General features: G+C 43.3%; 27 protein-coding genes. 19 read left to right on the top strand and 8 right to left on the bottom strand.

All coding sequences use genetic code 11. From position 1 onward, the window contains the following. Nucleotides 1-45: 45 nt before the first annotated feature. From ACOJQI_RS12760 to ACOJQI_RS12750, 3 genes are all read left to right on the top strand, one after another. A complete protein-coding gene (locus tag ACOJQI_RS12760) occupies nt 46-921 on the top strand; it encodes an alpha/beta fold hydrolase (RefSeq protein WP_421378345.1) in 876 nt (291 codons plus the stop codon). Nucleotides 922-1,113: 192 nt separating this feature from the next. Continuing rightward, nucleotides 1,114-1,362, top strand: a complete 249-nt coding sequence (locus ACOJQI_RS12755) for a hypothetical protein (RefSeq protein ID WP_421378343.1) — start codon at nt 1,114-1,116, stop codon at nt 1,360-1,362. An 85-nt stretch (nt 1,363-1,447) separates the two neighbouring features. Then, the gene (locus tag ACOJQI_RS12750) at nt 1,448-1,951 is read left to right on the top strand and encodes a DinB family protein (RefSeq protein WP_421378341.1); all 504 of its coding nucleotides are present in this window, start codon (nt 1,448-1,450) and stop codon (nt 1,949-1,951) included. A 30-nt stretch (nt 1,952-1,981) separates the two neighbouring features. Here the strand turns inward: ACOJQI_RS12750 and ACOJQI_RS12745 are convergent, their stop codons facing one another. The 3 genes from ACOJQI_RS12745 to ACOJQI_RS12735 form a co-directional block, all read right to left on the bottom strand. Further along, nucleotides 1,982-2,272, bottom strand: coding sequence for a hypothetical protein (locus tag ACOJQI_RS12745; RefSeq protein ID WP_421378339.1), 291 nt, complete (start codon nt 2,270-2,272; stop codon nt 1,982-1,984). Nucleotides 2,273-2,437: 165 nt separating this feature from the next. Beyond that, nucleotides 2,438-3,190 (bottom strand): YqcI/YcgG family protein, encoded by a 753-nt coding sequence (locus ACOJQI_RS12740; RefSeq protein ID WP_421378337.1) that lies wholly within the window; start codon nt 3,188-3,190, stop codon nt 2,438-2,440. An 86-nt stretch (nt 3,191-3,276) separates the two neighbouring features. Beyond that, nucleotides 3,277-3,552: a YqhV family protein gene (locus ACOJQI_RS12735; RefSeq protein ID WP_421378334.1), complete on the bottom strand. Its 276-nt coding sequence runs from the start codon at nt 3,550-3,552 to the stop codon at nt 3,277-3,279. 118 nt (nt 3,553-3,670) lie between these two features. Here ACOJQI_RS12735 and ACOJQI_RS12730 point away from each other — a divergent pair, with 118 nt between their 5' ends. Beyond that, the gene (locus ACOJQI_RS12730; protein WP_421378332.1) at nt 3,671-3,949 is read left to right on the top strand and encodes a hypothetical protein; all 279 of its coding nucleotides are present in this window, start codon (nt 3,671-3,673) and stop codon (nt 3,947-3,949) included. A gap of 30 nt (nt 3,950-3,979) precedes the next feature. Here the strand turns inward: ACOJQI_RS12730 and ACOJQI_RS12725 are convergent, their stop codons facing one another. From ACOJQI_RS12725 to ACOJQI_RS12715, 3 genes are all read right to left on the bottom strand, one after another. After that, nucleotides 3,980-4,888 (bottom strand): nuclease-related domain-containing protein, encoded by a 909-nt coding sequence (locus tag ACOJQI_RS12725; protein ID WP_421378330.1) that lies wholly within the window; start codon nt 4,886-4,888, stop codon nt 3,980-3,982. A 68-nt stretch (nt 4,889-4,956) separates the two neighbouring features. Next, nucleotides 4,957-5,463 (bottom strand): GNAT family N-acetyltransferase, encoded by a 507-nt coding sequence (locus ACOJQI_RS12720; protein WP_421378328.1) that lies wholly within the window; start codon nt 5,461-5,463, stop codon nt 4,957-4,959. 18 nt (nt 5,464-5,481) lie between these two features. Beyond that, a complete protein-coding gene (locus ACOJQI_RS12715) occupies nt 5,482-6,468 on the bottom strand; it encodes a glutathione S-transferase family protein (protein ID WP_421385471.1) in 987 nt (328 codons plus the stop codon). Nucleotides 6,469-6,640: 172 nt separating this feature from the next. Here ACOJQI_RS12715 and ACOJQI_RS12710 point away from each other — a divergent pair, with 172 nt between their 5' ends. Together ACOJQI_RS12710 and ACOJQI_RS12705 are read left to right on the top strand one after the other, a co-directional pair. Continuing rightward, nucleotides 6,641-7,123, top strand: coding sequence for a PaaI family thioesterase (locus ACOJQI_RS12710; protein ID WP_421378326.1), 483 nt, complete (start codon nt 6,641-6,643; stop codon nt 7,121-7,123). A gap of 129 nt (nt 7,124-7,252) precedes the next feature. After that, nucleotides 7,253-8,713 carry a carboxylesterase/lipase family protein gene (locus tag ACOJQI_RS12705; protein WP_421378324.1) on the top strand — a complete coding sequence of 487 codons (1,461 nt, stop codon included), beginning with the start codon at nt 7,253-7,255 and terminating at the stop codon, nt 8,711-8,713. Nucleotides 8,714-9,125: 412 nt separating this feature from the next. Here ACOJQI_RS12705 and ACOJQI_RS12700 read toward each other — a convergent pair whose 3' ends face one another. After that, nucleotides 9,126-10,790 (bottom strand): ribonuclease J, encoded by a 1,665-nt coding sequence (locus ACOJQI_RS12700; protein ID WP_421378322.1) that lies wholly within the window; start codon nt 10,788-10,790, stop codon nt 9,126-9,128. Between the two features lie 148 nt (nt 10,791-10,938). Here ACOJQI_RS12700 and ACOJQI_RS12695 point away from each other — a divergent pair, with 148 nt between their 5' ends. The 13 genes from ACOJQI_RS12695 to ACOJQI_RS12635 all read left to right on the top strand — a co-directional run bounded on the left by ACOJQI_RS12695 (nt 10,939) and on the right by ACOJQI_RS12635 (nt 20,335). Next, a complete protein-coding gene (locus ACOJQI_RS12695; RefSeq protein WP_421378319.1) occupies nt 10,939-11,112 on the top strand; it encodes a hypothetical protein in 174 nt (57 codons plus the stop codon). Between the two features lie 192 nt (nt 11,113-11,304). After that, nucleotides 11,305-11,850 (top strand): GNAT family N-acetyltransferase, encoded by a 546-nt coding sequence (locus tag ACOJQI_RS12690; RefSeq protein WP_421378317.1) that lies wholly within the window; start codon nt 11,305-11,307, stop codon nt 11,848-11,850. Nucleotides 11,851-12,001: 151 nt separating this feature from the next. Then, nucleotides 12,002-12,127 (top strand): hypothetical protein, encoded by a 126-nt coding sequence (locus tag ACOJQI_RS12685; RefSeq protein WP_421378315.1) that lies wholly within the window; start codon nt 12,002-12,004, stop codon nt 12,125-12,127. 326 nt (nt 12,128-12,453) lie between these two features. Further along, nucleotides 12,454-13,338 carry a metal ABC transporter solute-binding protein, Zn/Mn family gene (locus ACOJQI_RS12680; RefSeq protein ID WP_421385470.1) on the top strand — a complete coding sequence of 295 codons (885 nt, stop codon included), beginning with the start codon at nt 12,454-12,456 and terminating at the stop codon, nt 13,336-13,338. Nucleotides 13,339-13,352: 14 nt separating this feature from the next. Then, nucleotides 13,353-14,105 (top strand): metal ABC transporter ATP-binding protein, encoded by a 753-nt coding sequence (locus tag ACOJQI_RS12675; RefSeq protein WP_421378313.1) that lies wholly within the window; start codon nt 13,353-13,355, stop codon nt 14,103-14,105. A 10-nt stretch (nt 14,106-14,115) separates the two neighbouring features. Further along, a complete protein-coding gene (locus ACOJQI_RS12670; protein WP_421378311.1) occupies nt 14,116-15,042 on the top strand; it encodes a metal ABC transporter permease in 927 nt (308 codons plus the stop codon). Beyond that, nucleotides 15,039-15,923 carry a metal ABC transporter permease gene (locus ACOJQI_RS12665; RefSeq protein ID WP_421378309.1) on the top strand — a complete coding sequence of 295 codons (885 nt, stop codon included), beginning with the start codon at nt 15,039-15,041 and terminating at the stop codon, nt 15,921-15,923. The genes ACOJQI_RS12670 and ACOJQI_RS12665 overlap by 4 nt, the downstream gene beginning before the upstream one ends. 181 nt (nt 15,924-16,104) lie before the next feature. Continuing rightward, nucleotides 16,105-16,968, top strand: coding sequence for an ABC transporter permease subunit (locus ACOJQI_RS12660; protein WP_421378306.1), 864 nt, complete (start codon nt 16,105-16,107; stop codon nt 16,966-16,968). Then, the gene (locus ACOJQI_RS12655; RefSeq protein WP_421378304.1) at nt 16,968-17,993 is read left to right on the top strand and encodes an ABC transporter permease; all 1,026 of its coding nucleotides are present in this window, start codon (nt 16,968-16,970) and stop codon (nt 17,991-17,993) included. Before ACOJQI_RS12660 ends, ACOJQI_RS12655 begins: the two co-directional genes overlap by 1 nt. A 22-nt stretch (nt 17,994-18,015) precedes the next feature. Beyond that, the gene (locus ACOJQI_RS12650) at nt 18,016-18,813 is read left to right on the top strand and encodes an aminoglycoside 6-adenylyltransferase (protein ID WP_421378302.1); all 798 of its coding nucleotides are present in this window, start codon (nt 18,016-18,018) and stop codon (nt 18,811-18,813) included. 380 nt (nt 18,814-19,193) lie between these two features. Beyond that, on the top strand, nt 19,194-19,478 hold the full coding sequence (locus tag ACOJQI_RS12645; RefSeq protein WP_421378300.1) for an AbrB/MazE/SpoVT family DNA-binding domain-containing protein: 285 nt from the start codon (nt 19,194-19,196) through the stop codon (nt 19,476-19,478). A gap of 175 nt (nt 19,479-19,653) precedes the next feature. Further along, nucleotides 19,654-20,124, top strand: a complete 471-nt coding sequence (locus ACOJQI_RS12640; RefSeq protein ID WP_421378298.1) for a hypothetical protein — start codon at nt 19,654-19,656, stop codon at nt 20,122-20,124. Nucleotides 20,125-20,161: 37 nt separating this feature from the next. Beyond that, on the top strand, nt 20,162-20,335 hold the full coding sequence (locus tag ACOJQI_RS12635) for a hypothetical protein (protein WP_421378296.1): 174 nt from the start codon (nt 20,162-20,164) through the stop codon (nt 20,333-20,335). A 37-nt stretch (nt 20,336-20,372) separates the two neighbouring features. On the opposite strand, the gene ACOJQI_RS12630 is transcribed toward ACOJQI_RS12635, so the two are convergent. After that, complete coding sequence (locus ACOJQI_RS12630; RefSeq protein ID WP_421378294.1) at nt 20,373-20,948, bottom strand: CBO0543 family protein; 576 nt, start codon at nt 20,946-20,948, stop codon at nt 20,373-20,375. Nucleotides 20,949-20,998 lie beyond the last annotated feature (50 nt).

Genomic DNA, 20,998 nt, shown 5'->3' with positions numbered 1-20,998 from the left:
ATAGTAATGTATGAATTTTCCAATAGTCTCAGGAGGGAAACTAAAATGGAAGAAAGATTGGTTCATTTAAGCAATGGGATAGGTCTCAATGTTAAATACAAGAAAAATAGAGGACCGGCACTCTTATTTTTACATTTCAGCGGGGGAACTAACGAGATGTGGAACGGTGTGATTCCCCTCTTTGATAAGGAATATACCATTATTGCTCCTGACATCCGCGGTCATGGGAAATCCGATCGGCCTGACACTGGCTATCATATTGATGACATGGCGAACGATATCCATCTTTTACTGAAAGAATTAGAGATCAATAGTTGTCAAATCATTGGAAGCTCGATGGGGGCAGAAGTGGGATTGAGTCTTGCCGCCTCCCATCCGGAAATGATTGCATCGATTGTCTGTGAAGGAGCGATGTATAACGAGTTCGGGGAATACGGGCTTTTCCGAGGGACTGAAGAAGAAATCACGCAGGAAAAAGAGAGACAGCTGCATGAAATGAACAGGAGGGTTCTTCCTGTCTACCCGTCTATCAAACAATACACAATTGAAATGCAAAAGCAGTTAACAGAACATGGAGTTTGGTCTGATTCCTTTGTGTCTTATTTCAAGAGCTGTCTGCATGAAAATGATCAGGATCAGTTTGAACACCATTATAAAAATCACGTCCGAAAGGAATATATCCAAAAGTACTGGGGTTTGAAATTTGAAGAGTATTATCAAAAAATTACGTGTCCGGTCCTTTTTCTCCCAACTGAAGAGGAATGGGAAAATGAGAAGATCCGCCAAAGCACTTATTTTTTCGCCAGCTTCTTGAACTCTTTTAAAATCCTGCCTTTAAGAGACAGTATGCATGCATACGTATGGATGCAGCATCCGGGGATGGCAGGAGAAACAGTAAGAACCTTTTTAGAAGAACAGTAGAAAAGGAGGAATCATGTGCATCCTATCACAGTGATAGAAATGATTGCATCGGTCATCTTTATAGGATTCGTTTTCATGATCGCTTTCTGATTGCCGTCCAAGAACAGAAAAACAAGTCTCAAGACAGCAGCATTCATTACGATTCTGCTTCTTATTTTTTTTGCTGTCCGGCCCTTCTGGATTCAGTATCAAGTGGCAAAAAAAACGGAAGCATTAAATGAGTACTTGGAAGTAAAGTATCCGGATGAAAGGTGGGAGATTCGCAGTCGGACAGGCAGGCAATACAACCCCTATCATCTGGAAGTGACTTTTCAAAATGAAAGGGGGTGGACATATACCTATTCAGTGGCTGATGAAGACAAGATCTGCCAAAGTGTATGGACTCCGCCGGAAGGACTGCTCCCTAATGAAGGGATGCATTTCGAAAAGGATTGCGAATGATTCATTTTTTTGTAACAGTTGGAGGTCTGAAACGGCAGGGAAAGCAATATATTACGGTGTATCCATACATAAAGGGGGAATGCATATGTTTCAAACTGTTAATGGATTTTTGATGTCCTGGGAAAGGGAGACGGCTTCCACTCAAAAAGCGCTGAACAATTTGACGGATGAGTCTTTGAAGCAGGAAGTTTCAGAAGGGCATTGGTCACTCGGAAGGACAGCATGGCATATAACAACAGCGATCAAGATAATTTCCTCGCAGACGAACCTGAAATTTGACGGTCCTGCAGAAGATTATCCTGTTCCTGGTTCTGCAAGCTACATTGCCGAAACCTACAAACGGACAAATGCAGCTTTCATAGCCGCCGTGAAAGAACAGTGGTCAGATGATGATATGGCTGTGGAAATTGATGTATTTGGCCAGAAAATGAATATAGGAACCTTACTTCTTTTCTTGATGAAGCATGAAATCCACCATCGCGGACAGATGACCGTACTGATGAGGCAGGCGGGATTAAATGTGCCTGGTTTCTATGGCCCGTCGAAAGAAGAATGGGCGCTTATGGGGATGGAAGCACCTAAAATGTAAAAAAGGGCCTTTTTAAAGGGCCTTTTTGTTTTATAAGATATCTGTTGTTTTATCAAAGATCAGCGGATAAATAATTAGATAAGAAATGATAAGAATTAGGTTTCTAAAATAAAATGACTGGCCCTTGCAGTTCCCGCGGTAAATCACTAAAAGAATAAAACCAGCGATATTGAACAGATAAATTAATGCAGCGATTCCCCTGACCAAAATTGCAAGGATGGAAAACCAGGGGGAGATAATACCAATCAGGCATATCAAGTTGATAAACAAGCCGGATAGAGCCGTTGTATTCGTTAATTGTTTGATAGTCGGAACGTTCATAGTTTCTCTCCATAAAAATTCAGTATATATTCATTGTAAATTGTATGTTTCAGGGGTTCAACAAGGAGCTATTAAGGATAGGGTTTGGGGCTGTCTTTCCGAAAAAAGCAGGGGTTTTGCTTGGGGAACAGATGTATGTAACCGAACTTGGTAGTCCGGTGGTTGTTACTCCATTTTTTTCGAGGCTTTCATCATTTGGTGAAACGGACATTTTGAGAGTGCTGTATCATCGTCGCGTAAAAAATATTGCTTCCATTCATAGTTATCGTCACTGCCATATTTCTTCAGCTCGGGATGGGCATCAATTTGATCATAGAGTTCAAGTCTCTTCCTGATCTGCTTCTGTACTTTTTTAGCATACCCCGGGTTGGAATTGAACTCGTTCAGCACCCAGCGTGGAGTTATGGCCATCATCATGTATGGGAAAAACCGGCTGTCCCTGTTCTTGTGCAAAGGAGTGGCGCAGTACATGAAATATTGCTCGCCATGAAAACAGAATTCCCATTGATTCTCCTCGGGATCGGGCGGAATATGCCCTGGCCATTCCACTTCATCTATCTCATTAAGTTGATTCAATAGTTTCCAGAACAACAGTTCAAAATCCTCAACGGTACCTTCCTCAACAAGAGCAGTCGGTGTGTCAAAAAACACCACGAGTGTCGTATATTTCCCGAACTCCCGGCTTTGTAATGAAAATTGTTTCAGGATCTCAGCAAGCCCGGCAGTGGTCGAATCTGCAGTGGGGATGCCGGCAAAACCATAACGGAGCTGCTTTAGCGCATATGCCTGGGTAGCCGGAATGCAGGGGAATTTTTTTGGGCTGGTCATCTTATCGGAAAAACGGTTGATGGCATCCTTCTGCCAACCAGACAATTCAGCGATTTCCGGATCATCTTCTCTGTATAACACCAATCTCAAACACCCTCCTCTCTGTAAACAGAATATTACCGTTACAGATATAGGTGAATGTCCTATTGTGGATTGGGCAGGTGTCCCGTTTCTATCTATTTCATCTTCAAACTTAGCCCGATAAGCAAAACTCCTGAAGTTAAACAAACTGCTTTCATTAAAGAAATTTTCCCCGACAAACCCATCAGCCCGATGGCCGTGGTCGAAAAGAAAATCGTCGGCCCCACCAAGGCAAGCAATGAATTAATCGCAAACGCCTTCTCCAAATCATTGAATTTCAACATAAGCAAAGCGGCCCCGATCTCAATACTCCCCGAGAGGATCCTCAACGCAACCATGGCCAAAAGGGCTTTTTCTATAAAAACAAACATCGAAAGTCTCCTCGCATATTCAGTCTTTGTATGTAAAACTAAATGGCGACCCTCAAGGGGATCGCTTGTACAATTTATGCAGGAACCTAAGGAAATAGTATTGAAAGTGGGGGAAGGGTTGGAGTACATGGTAGTAATCGGGGTGGAATTGCGACAGCAAGGAGGAAGCAGAAGGCGAGGGAGTCGCGATTCGGTTGGAATTGCGACAGCAAAGAGGAAGCAGAAGGCAAGGGAGTCGCAATTCGGTTGGAATTGCGACAGCAAGGAGGGAACAGAAGGCGAGGGAGTCGCGATTCAAGTGGAATTGCGACAGCAAGGAGTGAACAGAAGGCAAAGGAGTCGCGATTCGGCTGGGATTGCGACAGCAAGGAGGGAACAGAAGGCGAGGGAGTCGTAATTCGGCTGGAATTGCAACCAAACCCTAAGATCACTCATAAAAAACATCCTTGGTACTTCCCAAAGTTGTAAAATTCCTCTTTAGTACTCTGCTAAATGTTCTGCGGCTCAAATCCACATTACACCACTCCTGAATGATTTTAGCAGTGATTTTTTTACCTGGGAATAGTAGCCTGAACTCCTTAGTGGTCCGTAAAATGGCTTTCTCAAATTTTTCTTCCTCTCTGCATTTACCGCAAATAAACTTATTATTCATTGTGGAAAGCGAGTAGGATCTGCAACTCTTACAGTAGATACCTTTTCTCAACTTTGCATACTCATACCCCGGCAGCTGAGTAAAAGGGTTCTTGGTCTTATGCATTGCAACTAACTTATTGGCAAGGTTTCTGTTTTTATCGCTAAGTGAAGATGGTGTGTTATCCAGTGTAGTCAAAAAGCGGTTTAGCTGGGTTGGATAGATGATGGGCTGGTTAAGAGGGGCTTGGTATAAAGTGAATTGAGGGTTGACGAAGACGACGAAGGGTTTGACTGTATAATCTTCTTGCAAATCCTGGAGGATCTGACGCATGATCGTGGCACTTCTTTGTAGCTGTAGAAGGGGGTTTTTGTATTCTTTTTCGTGAGAAACTTTTAACAGTTTATCTCCGTCAAAATAGTAATCTCCCTCATAATTTTTAATGTTTAATAAATGAATTACTCCATTCGAGATACTCAGCGTATCGATTTGTGAATAAGAATGATGCACTTCCAGTAACAAATCATTAAGGACAAATTTATCCTCTAAACGTTTTTCTGCCATTCCATCGAATTGTACCTCGCCTTCATAGCCCTTTTCAAGATTTAAATAATGATGCTTGTCCCTCTTGCTTAATCGCATTCGATTGTTCAAAGACCCTAATGCCAATAGTTCATCGGATTCAGAACGAGTTTTAAAAAACATGTTTCACCTCCTTGCTTTTTACTTCTCCAACAAAATAAGAAATCCCTGCAATTGACAGGGATTTCTCTTTATATTGCAAGTCTGAATGCTTTTACAATGATTCCATCATTCGCGGGTTCAAAGTCATATTGAGGAAGCCGTTCAAAGCCGAAGCGTTCATAAAGAGCGATCGCATCATTCATGAAATCACCGGTATGGAGACCGATAAAATCATAGCCTTTGTCTTTCGCGCGACGGATGCATTCTTTAATGAGGGCAGCAGCCACGCCTTTTCCCCGGGCTTCCGGTGCAACAGCCAGGACCCGGATTTCCGGGTAATCCAATTCATCAATGAAACCTTCGTATGCGTCTGTTTTAGCAGGGAACAGGGCAACACTTCCAACAATTCGATCTTCGATTTTAGCAACCAGGAGGTCAACACCTTGCTGCTGGTCGGCTTCGGATGAAATGGCTTTCTTAAGGGCTTCCCAGTGTGCTTTGGGAATGGTTGGAATATGATCCTTATAAGCCTCGATCCGCTGTTTGCGGATTTCCGACAATTCTTCTTTTCTAGCTTCCCGAATGGTTATATTCATTGAATACTAATATCCCTTCTATATTAAATACTTTTCATCGCGGCCGCTTACTTTTTCACGATCGTGTGGTGTGTTCCACAAACTAAGATCCGGTCCTTTTGGTAAAATTCTTGAATCGGTGCTGTCCGGATTTATGGTTATGGAGAGGTGGTAGTGCCGCTTGATGGCGTCAAAATCGGTTGTGTCTCCAAAGCCTGGTGTTTGATATAAGTCACGGGCATAAGCCCATAGATTCGGCATTTCCCTCAACAGGTTCAGGTTTGTATTAAAACCGTTGTAATAAGCCGCGTCGAATCGGGCGAGTGTTGTATACAAGCGCACATCGGAATCTGTTATGAAGCCGCCGTGCAAAAAACGTTGCTCAGACAGCCTTTCTTCCAACTCATCCAGACGGCTGAACAACTGATCAAAAGATTCTTCATAAGCTTCCTGGGATTGAGCAAAACCGCATTTGTATACCCCATTGTTCACATCATGAAAAATTTTATCATTCAACTCATCGATTTCGTTCCGTAAATGCTCCGGGTACAAGTCAGGAGCATTCTCCTTGTGAAAGGGGCTCCAGACCGTTTCAAAGTAGTTAGTCAACTTGAAGTAATCATTGTTTACAGCTTTCTTCTTTTTTATATCCACCATGACAGGGACGGTTGGCCGCCCGGAGTATTCAGGGTCGGCATTTAAGTAAACTTCACTTACATATTGGGTTCCCAAGACAGGGTCTTTATTTCCATCGTCCAATGAAAATTCCCAGTCCACGCGTCCGATTGCCGGGCGCATCGGGCTTGCTGTACCCAGGCTGATGGCATCCTCTAAACCCAGGATCCTTCTGACAATCACAGCCCGGTGTGCCCATGGACAGGCTGCTGACCAAAGGAGTCTGTAGCGGCCGGATTCGATGGGAAGTTCTCCCTTTCCTTGGCCGAATGGTACAGTGAAGCGGTTGGTTTGTCTTTTAAAGGAACCGTCCTGGCTGATTTCTTCTAGCTTCTTTTTATGTAAATTGATAAAAATCCCTCGCTCTCATATAAAAATCTAAATTATGGAAAAGTTCATACATCTTTTATCGCATTTTATGAATTGGGGGTCAAGTAATAGTACTTTCTAGTGAAAAGCAGGATTTCAGCTCAATGAAAAGAAGTAGTAAACAAGTCAAATAAATATGAGAAGGATGGTAAAAATGGAAGAAGTAAAGAGAGCGATACAAGATGAATACCCGGCTGATTTTGCCTGGTGCCATGGATGCGGCCGTTTAAATGAAAAAGGGCATCATTTCCGGACAGGCTGGGACGGTGAGAAAACGATAACTGTTTACCTGCCGAAGGAAGAGCATATGGCAATGCCTGGTTTTGTGTACGGAGGGATCATTGCTTCCTTGATCGACTGCCACGGAACCGGATCGGCTGCGATTGCTCTGCATAGAAAAAATGGGCATGAATTAGGAGACGGCGTGGAGCCACCGCGCTTTGTAACAGGTTCTTTAAAAGTTGATTTTTTAAAGCCCACTCCTGCAGAAGTTCAGCTGAAGGCTTACGGAAGTGTTCAGGAAATTCATCCGAAGAAGTGGAAGGTGGAGACGGAGGTCTACGCAAATGACATACTTTGTGCGCGTGGAGAAGTTGTGGCGGTCATCATGCCGGATTCTTTTAAAAACAATGGCTAGTTAGAAAGAGACTGTCTCGGGAATGATACCCCTGAGACGGTTTTTACGTGAAGAGGCTATATTTGGGTATGAATGGGAAACAGTGTAAAATTAGTCATTATCGAATTTTATTATAAGGAGAGCGACGTCATGGCAAATACATTGGTGAAGACAGAACAGGGTCTGGTTCAAGGGCTGGAAGAGGGAAATGCCAGGGTGTGGAAGGGCATTCCCTTTGCAAAAAAACCTGTAGGGGAACTCCGTTTTCAGCCGCCGGAAGTCCATGAGAGTTGGGAAGGGGCACTGGACTGTTCGTCATTCGGCCCAATATGCCCGCAAAACCCGGAAGTGGCGGCTATGCTGGGTGCACCGGCAGTGAATATGTCGGAGGACTGCCTTTATTTGAATGTATGGGCACCAATGGGGGAAAAAGAAAACCTTCCTGTCATGGTGTGGATTCATGGAGGGGCATTCCGGGCAGGATCAGGGAGCAGTCCGTTGTATGATGGATCAGCATTCGCAGAGAACGGTGATGTCATCGTGGTCACGTTGAATTACCGTTTGGGTGCATTCGGTTTTCTTCACCTGGCAGGGCTGGACGGCGGCTACACAGGAAATGTCGGATTACTTGATCAAATTGCGGCATTGAAATGGGTGCGGGAAAACATCAAAGCGTTTGGGGGAAATCCTGACGAAGTGACCATCTTTGGAGAATCCGCTGGCTCCATGAGTATTGCTTCCCTATTGACCATGCCTGCTGCGGAAGGATTGTTTAAAAGAGCAATAATGGAGAGCGGGGCAGAACAAGTTCTGCCAGCAAGATCAGCAGCTGCGGTAGCAGAGGCTATGCTGGATGAGCTTGGGGTAGACAAACAGGGTTTAACATCCTTAAAAGACATTTCAGCAGAAAAAATTATTGAGGCTGCAGAGAAGGTGAATCAAGGAGCGGGTCTCTCGATGTTGTTCCAGCCTGTGGTGGACGGTGACACGCTGCCGGATTATCCACAGAAAGCCATTTCGGAAGGAGCGGCAAAAGATGTACCGATCATCATCGGGACGAATCATGACGAAGGTGCTTTTTTCTTCAGGCCCGGTTCCAAACCAATGCCTGAGCAGGTCAGAAATGCAACCATGATGAAAATGGCCGGCAGGGAGCTATTCGATAAGATTAAAGACCAATATTCAGCCACAATTGAGGGGCAGGCCCAGTTCATGACCGATTTTGTTTTTTGGAAACCTTCCATTAATTATGCGGAAGCTCAAGCAAAACATGCTCCTGTCTGGATGTATCGGTTTGACTGGCATATTCCCGATCATCCTGTCGTTGCAAAAGCGTCACATGGTTTGGAGATTCCTTTTGTATTCACCCATTATGGATACCTTAAGAGGCTCGAAGTTGATGTTGATGAGGGAGTCAAAAACCTTGCCCGGCAGATGCAGGATGCCTGGATTTCGTTTGCGAAGACTGGTGACCCGAACGCTGGAGGCAGCGGGTTGAGATGGCCGACTTACAACACAGAAGTTCGATCCACCATTGTGTTTAACCGTGAAAGTGAAGTAGTGGAAGATCCTGATGGAGAGAAGCGGAGACTTGTAATGGAGGACAACTGAATTTTAAAGATTGGCTTCAGTTTAAGGAAGATAGAAGTGGATATACCATTTTAGCGTCCTTTAAAATCTGTTTATAGGACGTTAAATTAGGGATAACGTTTTTAAAGTCCTATAAACGCTTTCTAAAGGAAGATAGATTGCCGGTTCGAATATTAAAGTCTTTAAAACCACTTTTAAAGGAAGATAGATTAGGATCTGACTTTTTTACTTCCTTTAAAACCTGTTTAAAGGATATTAAGTTAAGGATCCAAAATTTAAATACCTTTAAAACCTCTCTAAAGGACTTTAGAATAAGACTTTGCATTTTAAAATCCATGAAATCACACCAAGCCGAAGAAGTGGCCGCTAACATGAAGTAACAAACGCAAAGAAGACCAAATCGAACGATTTGGTCTTCTTTCTGCTCGCAGGCTTAAACCTCAATGATAATAGGGATGATCATCGGTCTCCGTTTCGTTTGTTTGAACAGATATTGTCCGACGGATTTCATGATGCTTTGTTTGATGACCTTCCACTGCAGGTGACCAGGTGGCAGGTCATCGAGGGCATCCCTGACAATGTTATTCACTTTGCGGATGAGGTCTTCGGAATCTTTTACATAGACAAATCCGCGGGTGATGGTGTCAGGTCCAGACAACAGGCGTTGATCGTGTTTGCTCAGTGTCAGGACAATGACAAGGATGCCGTCTTCGGATAACTGGCGGCGGTCGCGCAGCACTACATTTCCAACGTCACCAACACTGATGCCGTCCACATAGGTATCACCGGCAGGAACAGAGCGGGTTTGGCGGGCTGTCCCGTTTTCGATATCCACGACCTCTCCGTTTTTGATAATAAATGTGTTGCCGGGTTCAACACCGACTGATTCGGCGAGTAAACGGTGATGGTGCAGCATCCGGGTCTCCCCGTGAATCGGGATAAAATAAGTCGGATTCATCAAAGTAAGCATCAGCTTAAGATCTTCCTGATAACCATGCCCAGAAACATGCATGCCGGTAGAACTTCCTGTTCCATAGATGACATGTGCGCCGAGGTTAAATAGGTTGTCGATGATCTTGGAGACATCCTTTTCGTTGCCTGGTATCGGAGAAGCAGCAAGGATGACAGTGTCACCGGTATCAATTGTCACATCGCGGAACTGCCCGCTGGACAGCCGCCCGAGTGCAGCCATTTGTTCCCCTTGGCTCCCGGTACACAGGATAGCAACTTTTTCAGAGTTAAAAGTGTCAATATCTCTGTGGTCGATGATCATTCCTTCCGGGACATTGAGGTAGCCTCGTTCGATGGCAACATCCACAACATTGATCATGCTCCGGCCAAGAAGGGCGAGTTTTCGGTTCGTTTTCATTGCGGCATGAACAACCTGCTGCACGCGGTTGACGTTGGAGGCAAAAGTCGATACAAATATCTTCCCTTCTGCCTTCAAGAAAGCCTCGTCCATATGGCTGCTGACGATTTGCTCAGAAGGGGACAATCCGCCGCGCTCTGCATTTGTACTTTCTGATAAGAGAGCCAGGACACCTTTTTTTCCGATTTCGGCCATCTTATGTATATCGGCTTTCTGGTTATTCAGCGGAGTCCAGTCAAACTTGAAGTCTCCTGTATGAACGACCGTTCCTTCCGGTGTATCAAAAACAATGCCAAGACAGTCGGGGATACTGTGACTTACGTTAAAAAAGGAAGTTTTGATCTGTCCGAATTCCAATGCAGAATTGGAATCAATCGGCACAAGAGTGGTCTCTCTTCTGAGTTTGTGCTCTTCCAGTTTCAATTCAATGAGACCTAATGTGAAGTTAGTCGCATACACAGGTACATTCAGTTTTTTCAAAAGATAAGGAACTCCGCCAATATGGTCCTCATGTCCATGTGTCACGAGAAGGGCTTTTACCTTGTCCGCGTTTTCTTCCAGGTAGCTGATGTCCGGGATGATCAGATCAATGCCCATCAGTGTTTCATCAGGAAATTTCCCACCGGAATCAATGATGATGATATCATCACCGTATTGGATAACATACATATTTTTACCGATTTCATTACAGCCGCCAAGGGCAAAAATCGATAGAAGGCTTTCGCTCATACTTTATTCCTCCTGTAAGTATATTGCTTTTAGCATTCCCTGGGTCCGTTGGTTCTATTTACTTTATTTAGAAGAAAAAGCTTTCTTAGAATAATTTCTGACAGATATCGAATACTAGATTTGTATATATTACTTGGAGGGGACTTTCATGAGACCTGCTGGAGAACAACCTTGCAAGAGATGCGGACTGGCTTTCTCCGTCGAATCCTTTTACTATAAAGGGAATATATTGATTCACTGCACAGACTGCCGTACGGAAATGAGACAGATCAAAAGGCAGGAGATAAAGAGGCTGTTAGATTTGGAACAGGAGTTATCCTGAATTAAATATTGGTAAATACGAGATATGGACCAAGACCTGTGCTTGGTCTTTTTTGCTGTACTTGGAAAGCGGCCGAAGGCGATGTTTCATGAAAAAAAAGATGAAATGGTCTCTGATAAATGATTACCCTTTTTCTTCTTTTCTCTTTTTTGTATTCTGGGAATAGCCAAATAATAGGGAAGAGGTAACGAGATGAAAATATCCAATAAAAACTACGCGGTGAACGGGCTGGAGTATGTCATTCGGTCGGCCAAGAAAGAGGATGCTGCCCAGCTGTCAACTTTAAGGCTGGAGATTGATGGTGAAACGGAAAACCTTGATCGCGAAAGAGGAGAAGGGTTTATTGATGAAACGGGTTTTGAAGAATTGATCCACGAGGATAGTGAGAAACCGAGAAATCTTTTTCTGGTGGCTGAGGCAAATGGGAAACTAATAGCGTTCTCCAGATGCGAAGGCAGTGAGTTAAAAAGATTTTCACACAAAGTGGAATTCGGTGTGGGTGTACTTAGAGATTTCTGGGGATATGGAATAGGAAAAAATCTTTTAGAACAATCCCTTCATTGGGCAGATATGAGTAAAATCAGCAAAGTTGCTTTAAGTGTCCTGGAAACCAACGAAAAAGCGATAAGGCTTTATGAAAAGCTTGGTTTTGAGAAGGAAGGAGTATTGAAAAGAGACAAAATCCTGGCTGACGGAAAATTTTATAACACAATACTGATGGGAAGACATAGTGTTTGAGATCCCTTAGTTTGTAAAAAAGTAAAGGATGCAGGACAATAAATAGTCCTGTATCCTTTTATATTTGCCGATGCCCATTTTTTTGGTGTAAGGAAACATTTTAAGTTAAGTGAATATAATTTGATAAAACCAATCAAAGGGGTGGTGAGGCATGTATCCTTCAGGGAGAATTCAAAGAAAAATTCAAACATATGCCGTTGTGTTCAAGGCTCTTGGAATCCTGAGTGAAGAAGAGGTTAAACTGATAACGGAGAAAAAACATATTGAAAAGCAGTAGAAGGGGATATGGAATAAGGAAAATATTTTAGCTTAATAAATAACTTTTGGTTGAAGTAAACTTTTAAATTGTTATAGAATATAGTTGTGAATGTCTGGTCAAAGGTGGTGGAAGAAAACAATTTAGCACGTTAAAGTGTTACAGGGGACTGTCCCTCTTAGCGCTTTAAAGGAGTAAAGCAAGGTTTATATTTTTTTATCCAAAAGTTGCATTAGGTAAACTTTTGTGTGAATGGGTAACTAATTTGTCCGGAGAAAAATGAAGAAGAGAGGTATGGAACCATGAAACTATTTAAGTTAGCTTTTCTTGCTGGTGCTGCCCTGATGATGATTGTAAGCGGATGTTCAAACAGTGATCAATCGGATTCAGACCCCGGCAAAATCAAGATTACATCTACTATCGGAATGATAAACGATATTGTCGAGAATGTGGGAGGGGAGCACGTTGATGCAGTCGGATTGATGAAGTCAGGAGTGGATCCTCACCTCTACAAAGCTTCTCAAGGGGATATCCGGAAACTGGATGAAGCAGACATGATTTTTTATAATGGACTGCACCTGGAAGGGAAAATGACTGAAATCTTCGAGAAGATGGAAAAGCAGAAACCGACGATTGCTGTTACGAAAAACATTCCTGAATCCAGTTTGCGGACGCCTGCTGACGGCTCCCAAGGGCACGATCCCCATGTCTGGTTCAATGTGAAACATTGGATTTCGGCCACTGAAACGGTTGCGGAAGAACTTTCAGATTTTGATAAGGAGCATGCGGAGGATTATGAAACGAACGCAAAAGAGTACATCAAAGAGTTGGAAGAACTCGACAACTATACAAGGGACCAAATTGCAACGATTCCTGAATCGACAAGAGTGTTGGTGACAGCCCATGATGCGTTCGGCTACTTTGGAGAGGCTTATGATATCGAAGTAAAGGGACTGCAGGGAATCAGCACGGCATCGGAAGCCGGCTCCAAGGATGTAAGTGAACTCCGCGATTACCTTGTTGATAAAAAGATTAAAGCGGTGTTTGTGGAATCAAGCGTGCCGAAGAAAGCGATTGAAGCAGTCATTGAAGGAGCTAAGGAGAAAGGCCATGATTTACAGATCGGCGGAGAGCTCTTTTCTGATGCCATGGGAGAAGCAGGAACAGAAGAAGGAACGTATATCGGCATGGTGCGCCATAACGTAGATACCATTGTCAATGCATTAAAGTAAAGGAGGAAATGAAAATGAATTCACCATTGAAGGTAAAAAATTTAGCGGTAGCTTATCAGAAGAAGCCGGTCTTGAAAAATATCTCATTCAGTTTGCCTGAAGGAAATCTTATCGGGATCATCGGTCCCAATGGAGCTGGGAAATCCACCTTGATCAAATCCATTCTCGAATTAATCCCTGCTCTGACTGGAGACGTGGAGATATTCGGCAGTTCATATAAAGCAGCTAGAAAACGAGTTGGGTATGTTCCGCAGAGGGAATCGGTCGACTGGGATTTTCCGACGGATGCCCTCGATGTAGTGACGATGGGCCGTTACGGCCATCTGGGGTGGGTGAGCCGTCCTAAGAAAAAAGATAAGCAGATTGCGATGGAATGTCTTGAAAAGGTAGGGATGGCCGAATTCGCCAGCCGCCAGATCAGCCAGCTTTCAGGAGGGCAGCAGCAGCGGGTTTTCCTTGCACGGGCCCTTGCGCAGGACGCTGACTTGTACTTTATGGATGAACCGTTCGTCGGAGTGGATGCTGCAACAGAAAAGGCAATCATTTCTTTATTGAATGAACTGAAACAGCAGGGGAAGACAGTCCTCGTTGTCCACCATGACCTTAATACAGTAAAGGAATATTTTGATTGGATTATGCTTCTGAATGTAGAGTTGATCGGTGTGGGGCCTACGGAAGAACTTTTTACAAAAGAATATTTACAAAAGACATACGGCGGAAAATTAACCATGCTTGATTCTGATTCCACCACTCTGGTAGGAAATTGAGGTGTTTGAAATGGAATGGCTATCTTTCTTTCAAGATCCCAATACTCAATGGATTCTCATGGGCTCCATGCTCCTTGGATTAAGCAGCGGCGTCATCGGCTGCTTCGCTTATCTGAGAAAGCAGTCCTTAATGGGGGATGCTCTATCACATGCCGCTTTGCCGGGGGTATGTGTTGCTTTCATGATAACCGGTACCAAGTCCATCGTATTTTTCCTGATCGGGGCAATTGTGGCCGGTCTTCTTGCAACATTGATGATCAGTTTAATTACGAAATATTCGAGAATCAAACAAGATTCCGCCCTGGGAATCATTTTGACGGTGTTTTTTGGTATCGGCATTGTACTCCTAACACAAATTCAGCACAGCAACAGCGGGAATCAAAGCGGGTTGGATAAGTTCCTGTTCGGCCAGGCAGCATCGATGGTTCAATCGGATGTATATACCATGGCTGCCATCAGCCTGTTCCTGGTAGGAATCTCGGCATTGTTCTTCAAAGAGTTCAAGCTTCTATCATTTGATCCCGGGTTTGCAAAGGGAATCGGATTGCCGATCTTCCTGCTGGATCAGTTCATCATGCTTCTCCTTGTTACAGCAGTTGTTATCGGGATTCAGGCAGTAGGGGTCGTATTGATGGCAGCCTTGTTGATCACCCCTGCAGTGGCCGCCCGCTATTGGACTGAAAAGCTGCATGTGATGGTGGTCCTGGCAGGGATATTCGGTGCCTTAAGCGGGTTTGCCGGTACGATTGTGAGTACGATGGCGTCCAACTTGCCGACAGGTCCTCTGGTTGTCTTGTCAGCGACTGCAATCTTTGTCATCAGTGTCATCTTTTCTCCAACAAGAGGGGTGCTTGCAAAAATAAAATTAAGAGCCCAGGCTAAACAGCATTACCAAGAAGTGTATGTAAATGCCGAAGTAAAGGAGAGGTCATCATGAACGATTTCTGGATTATACTGATTGGTGCCCTTGTTGCCTGCTCTTGCAGCATTTTGGGCTGCTTCCTGGTCCTGAGGAAAATGTCGATGGTGGGGGATGCCATCAGTCACTCCGTTTTGCCGGGAATCGTCCTCGCATTCCTGTTGAGCGGTTCAAGGGATTCACTCTTCATGATGATCGGGGCAGCTGCCATCGGGTTAGTGACCGTGTTCCTGATTCAAATGTTCCAAAATAACGGGGTGCAGTCGGATGCCTCGATCGGGGTCGTGTTTACAGCCCTCTTCGCTATTGGGGTGATTTTGGTCAGTGTCTTTACAAGACAAGTGGACCTTGATTTGGATTGCGTCCTCTATGGGGAGATTGCTTATGCCCCTTGGGACACCTTACAGATCGGCGGAATGAGCCTGGGACCGATTGCTGTCTGGGGTATCGGGGCTGCATTCCTGCTGAATGTATTGGTTATAGGCTTGTTTTATAAACAGATCAAAATCTGTTCTTTCGATCCAGCCATGGCAGCGGCCTTAGGGATTCCAGTCGTCCTGTTTCATTATGTGTTGATGGGGATGGTGTCATTGACGACTGTGGCATCTTTCGAAAGTGTCGGGGCCATCCTTGTTGTCGGGATGATCATCGTACCCGCTGCTGCGGCCTACCTGCTTACAGAAAAGCTGAGCGGCATGATCTTCATCAGTATGGTGATCGGCATCATCAGCTCCATAGCTGGTTATTACCTGGCTTACTTCCTGGACGCCTCCATTGCCGGATCGATGATTTCAGTTGCCGGCGGTATCTTTGTCCTTGTATTCCTGCTCTCTCCGACCCATGGCATTGTGGTGAAAAAATTAAACAGACGAAAGCTTATTTCTGAGGAAGCCATATAGAAAGAGGTGATGAAAAAAATGGCCTCAACTTCTGAAGGGAAAAACAACAAGGAGGACGGACCGCTTAGGGGTTCGTCCTCCTTGTTGTTAGTGGATTCTCCATGAAAACGTTACCTGAATATTACAAATATGTGTTAATATTGTAATAATTAGATAAATTGAAGAAAGGGGGCAGGGTGGAATGGCTAAATTATGGGGAAGAAGCCTCTCTGAACCCTTATTGATCATTATTGGCATTATATTGGTAAGCGCTGCTTCCGGGTTGTTTCAAAACCAAACACTTTCCATTGTTACATATGGGGAAAGCCTGCTGAGCGTATTTAGAGATTTGGTGAATCCGACTGATCTTGTGTATGTAAATTCCAATGTGGAAAGGGACTTGTTTCCGATCATTTTCCTTGCATTCTACAGCAGTGCGCGGATTGTCTTTTTGGCTTTATTGATAGCAATAGCAGCATCTTTACTGCTTCTTGTACTGTATTACACTGTAGGAAGATGGTTCAGGGGATTGATCAGGGTCTTTGCTTTTCTCTTGAGTTCTTTACCGGATATTTTTGTGATTGCTTCCATGCAAATTTTTGTTATCTGGTTTTTTAAAAAGTCAGGAATCCTGCTGATGGATGTAGCATCTGTAGGGGAAAAACAGGTGATCCTTTTCCCTGCGGCAGTATTGAGTATCCTTCCTGCTTTTTTCTTTCTTGGCTTATTGGTGTCCTTCATCAAGGAGGAGCAGAATCTGCCCTATGTTGAGCTTGCGCGAGGAAAGGGACTGGGGAAATTCAATCTGCTCTTCACCCATATGATCAGGAATATCTTGATCAGCCTGACCTATCACTCTAAACAGATCGTTTGGATGATGTTATCGAACCTTCTAATCTTGGAATATCTGTTTAATGTATTCGGTGTCACCTCCTTTCTATTTACCTATAATACTCCGTCCATCTTTGCGATTACGGCCATCCTGCTGTTCATCCCAATTTATGTTCTGCTGAAGGGGCTGCAGTTCTTGATCAAACGGAGAATCGGGAAGGAGATGAGCTTGTAATGAAGAGAAACTTCTATAAATGGCTTGTCATCCTATGTATAGGATTTGTCATTCTGATGGTGTCCGGCAGCCTTGTCTTTAACTATATCCTTGATGGAGATATTCCACAGACGACACTTAAGTACAATGAAGAGGGAAATGTCATCGCTGGTGCCCCTTTTAAACCATCATTGGAATTTCCTTTCGGGACGAACCGCAACGGCTATGATATGTTCTTCATTGTCCTGCAGGGTGCTCAGTACACTCTTGGCGCGGCTATTGCCATATCCCTGCTGAGTTTCCTGGTGTCTTTCATCCTAGGGATCGCGGGAGGCTTCATTCAAACGGCATCAAGATACATAACACAGACGATGTTCAATTCGTTTTATTTTATCCCGCAGTCCATCATTGCCTATAATGTCCTGCATCCCTTGCTCTGGGAACCGCCGCAAGGGTTCCAAACGACAATGACAGAAAGAATCGTCTGGCAGATCATCGTCCTGGCACTCATCACGGTGCCGACAACAGCGATATTGATTGCGAATGAGACGAGGGAAATCTTGAAGAAGGAATTCATTCTCAGTGCTACGGTACTCGGCGGAAATAAATTTTTTGTATTTCGAAAACATCTCATGCCCCATCTGAAACTTAGACTGTTCATTATCTTCCCGAAGATACTTATCCAGGTATTACTGATCATCGCACATTTAAGTTTCTTTCAATTATTTTTCGGAGGGACAGATGTTTGTTATGTAGGCTTCTGTGATCCGCCGAAACCCTTCGTAAATGAGTGGGCCGGTGTAATGGCCATGAATTATACAGAAATTTTCAACGCCTGGTGGATTTTTATGGTGCCTATGCTTTTCTTTTCTTTGACGATCCTTTCACTCAACGGGATTGCGAAAGGACTGGAAGGACTTTCGGTAAAGGAAAAGAGAAAGAAATGGGATATAAATGAAGATGTTCTGGAAGATTCAAATGATGCTGACCAGAAGGTGAAAGAAGAGAATTTCAATCTGATTTCCTATCAAAAGCAATCTTTTTAAAAAATTGAATAAGAGGTGCAATATGTATAGTCCTGAAGAAAGAAATGCGTACTTTGAAAAAACAATCGATGCGTTAAAGACCCTGGATTCAGTGGAAGGGGTCGTACAAATCGGTTCCGGGGTGGAAGGGTATAAGGATGAATATTCCGATATCGATTTGATGGTTGCCACTGGCAGGGTGGAAGACGCCGAGTATACGAAAGAGAGGGTTCACCAGGTCCTCAGTGAATTCCATCCGGCTTATATCAAAGAAAAAAAGTTCACTAAAGACATATTTTTGTTGATTGTGATATTGGATAATCAGTTGGAATTCAACATTTCGATTGTCCCTCGGGAAATGTTGAGCGTGCGGTCGCCGTTATGGAAAGTCATCGTCGATAAAACAGGTTTGGTATCCGAGAAAATGAACAAGGAAAATGAGGCATTTCTTAACAGAACTTTAAAGTATAACGTCGGTTTTGATCTGCCTTTTGAATTTGTGTACTGTGCCCGCTCACTTGAGAAGGAATTGAATCGGAATAATCTGATCTATGCCCTCAGGATGCTCGAGGAAATGAGGGAGTTCACTTTGATAGTCCAGGCATTGAATGAGGATAAGAAACTTCATCAGTTTAAAGCATACGAAACTCTGAATCCTTCATTCATTCAAACCTGCCTTTCCACTTACCCTGAAAAAATAACAGTCGAAGGCGTACGTGACTCATCCCATCAATTAATGAAACTTTTTGCAAAAGCCTTGGAAGAGAGTTCAATCTTTTCGATGGATGAGGATTTAAAGAAGCTTTTGGACACCGTTTTAAAAGAAAGAGAGCAGGTTTAAAGAAGAAAAAATTTCAAAAAATGTACCTTAAAAGAATGCCGCGTTTGATTTATTTTTTTAAAAATCAAATGCGGCTTTTTTTATGTCTGTCACCGTAAAGGAGCACGATTGAGGGTGTGGCAATTCAGCCACACATGACCGCTGGCAGGGGAAATATATTATAATATTGTTTTAAAGAAGAGATCTAAATGAACTCTTGAAAGCCAGGGGACGATACGCCATTACATACATGTAAGAGATCGAGAATTTTTATATAGCATTAGTAGTCTCCTATTCTAATTTATCCGACCCCTGAATACGCCGGAACGATACAGAAAAACCACATGAATGATAGCATAGGAGAACGAATGCTGATTATGATAAAAAGGAGATGAGAAAATATGAAGTCGACCGGGATTGTACGGAAAGTGGATGAACTCGGGCGTGTAGTCATCCCAATTGAATTACGGCGCACCTTGGGGATCGATGTGAAGGATTCCCTGGAGATTTATGTGGATGATGATCGAATCATCCTGCAGAAATATAAGCCCAGCAAAACCTGTCATGTGACCGGGGAAGTTTCTGAAGACAACAAAGAGATTGCTGATGGAAAACTGATTTTAAGCCGTGAAGGAGCGATGAAGATCGTCCAGGAAATTAAGGATTCTTTCGGCATTGAATCGTAAATTAATTGAATTCAATATATGCAGGAAAAGGGGGTTTAAGCAGCCGCCTTTTCCTTTTTTTATATTCTTTTTCTTTAAAATTTGTATTATTATTGTTTTTAATCTGATTATTTGAAATAATTAAAACAACAAGATTCATTGTAAAGATTTAACATATGATATGAAAGGGGATTGGATGAAAAGAAAAGTTGTTCGTTTCTTCTGTTACTTTTTCTACTCGATCCTTGTTGGTCTCATCTTGTTTTGGGGGATCCGCAATCAATATCTTTTGGACCAGCAAAGGAGTGCCTCATTTGATGCCCGGCCATTTATTGTTTTTTCCACGTTATTTCCCTTTGTCATTGGCATGTTATTTGCACTCCCGTCCCTCTACAAAAAATACCGCTCTTCAGGAAAGTGGAAGTATGACTGGATAAAATTCTTTTCCGTCGGAATTCCTGCTGCCATTGCTGCCACTATTCCATTAACGTATTTCTCACCCATTAGCAGCATCGGTCCCATTGGAAGATTCTTAGCGTTCCTTTCCAATGGAGGTCAACTTTTATTTTTCATTTCCGGAATGGTATTCGGATTTGTCACTTTTTGCAGTTTTAAAAAAATGGCCAGGGATGAACTAATTGAGACAGCTGAATATTTGGAAGGATAGGATTTCGAACTGGTAAATTCATAAAGGAGGGATGCTTATGTGGTGGTTTGTCATCATGATAGGCGGAATCTTGCTGTTTGCGCTGTTAATTGATTTTCGCCGCAAGAAAAATAATAACAACCCTCATATCCCAACCGATCCAAACGCAAAACCAGGGGATAGTTCCAATTATATGATGGGCGATAACCGGTACACTAACGGCGGCGAGTAGAAATCTGGAACGGAAGTCATAACTCTAAGAAGACCCGCTATTTATGACGGGTCTTTTCATGTTGAAAATGATGAAAAATATCGGTTATCGCTTTAGATAGGAAGATAATCACCAAGTAACCCGCAAATAAGTAAAGATAAGGCATGGGAATGTAAAACCTCAAGAAAAAGTGAAGGACAATTATAGGCTTGAAAATGAATGACAAGCCCGCACTGAGAAGAATCATGTAAAGGTAAAAATTCTTGTTATTGTTGAGTATCCATTGATATAACAAAATATAAATGACGGGTATCAGTGAAGCATCCAGGCTGACATTGCTGGGGAGGAGCATGAACCATTGATATGGATATTCCCAGAAACCTTTGTTGACACCGAAGCGGTCAATATAGCCCAGCCAAACATGAATATTGAAACCGAAGAAACCGAGCTGGAAGGCCTTTCTTCTATCAAGTTTGAAGTAGAGGATGATGAGCGGCAGAAAAAACATGACGACCAAGAACCAGAACTGCCATGTATCAAGTGCTGAATACTGGGTCCAATAGTCCATCCAGTCTTGAGTGAATGCTTTTTGTTTTTCATTTAGTGTGTCGATCATTTTTTTTTGCTTTTCCACTCTCATTTTCCCCTTTTTGCTTTTTGAATATTATTTCCTATACTTTTCCA

This window comes from Bacillus salacetis (assembly GCF_049177075.1).
Lineage (GTDB): Bacteria > Bacillota > Bacilli > Bacillales > Bacillaceae_B > Rossellomorea > Rossellomorea salacetis_A.
The sequence above is the reverse complement of the archived record's forward strand: the minus strand, read 5'-3'. Positions and strand labels throughout refer to the sequence as shown.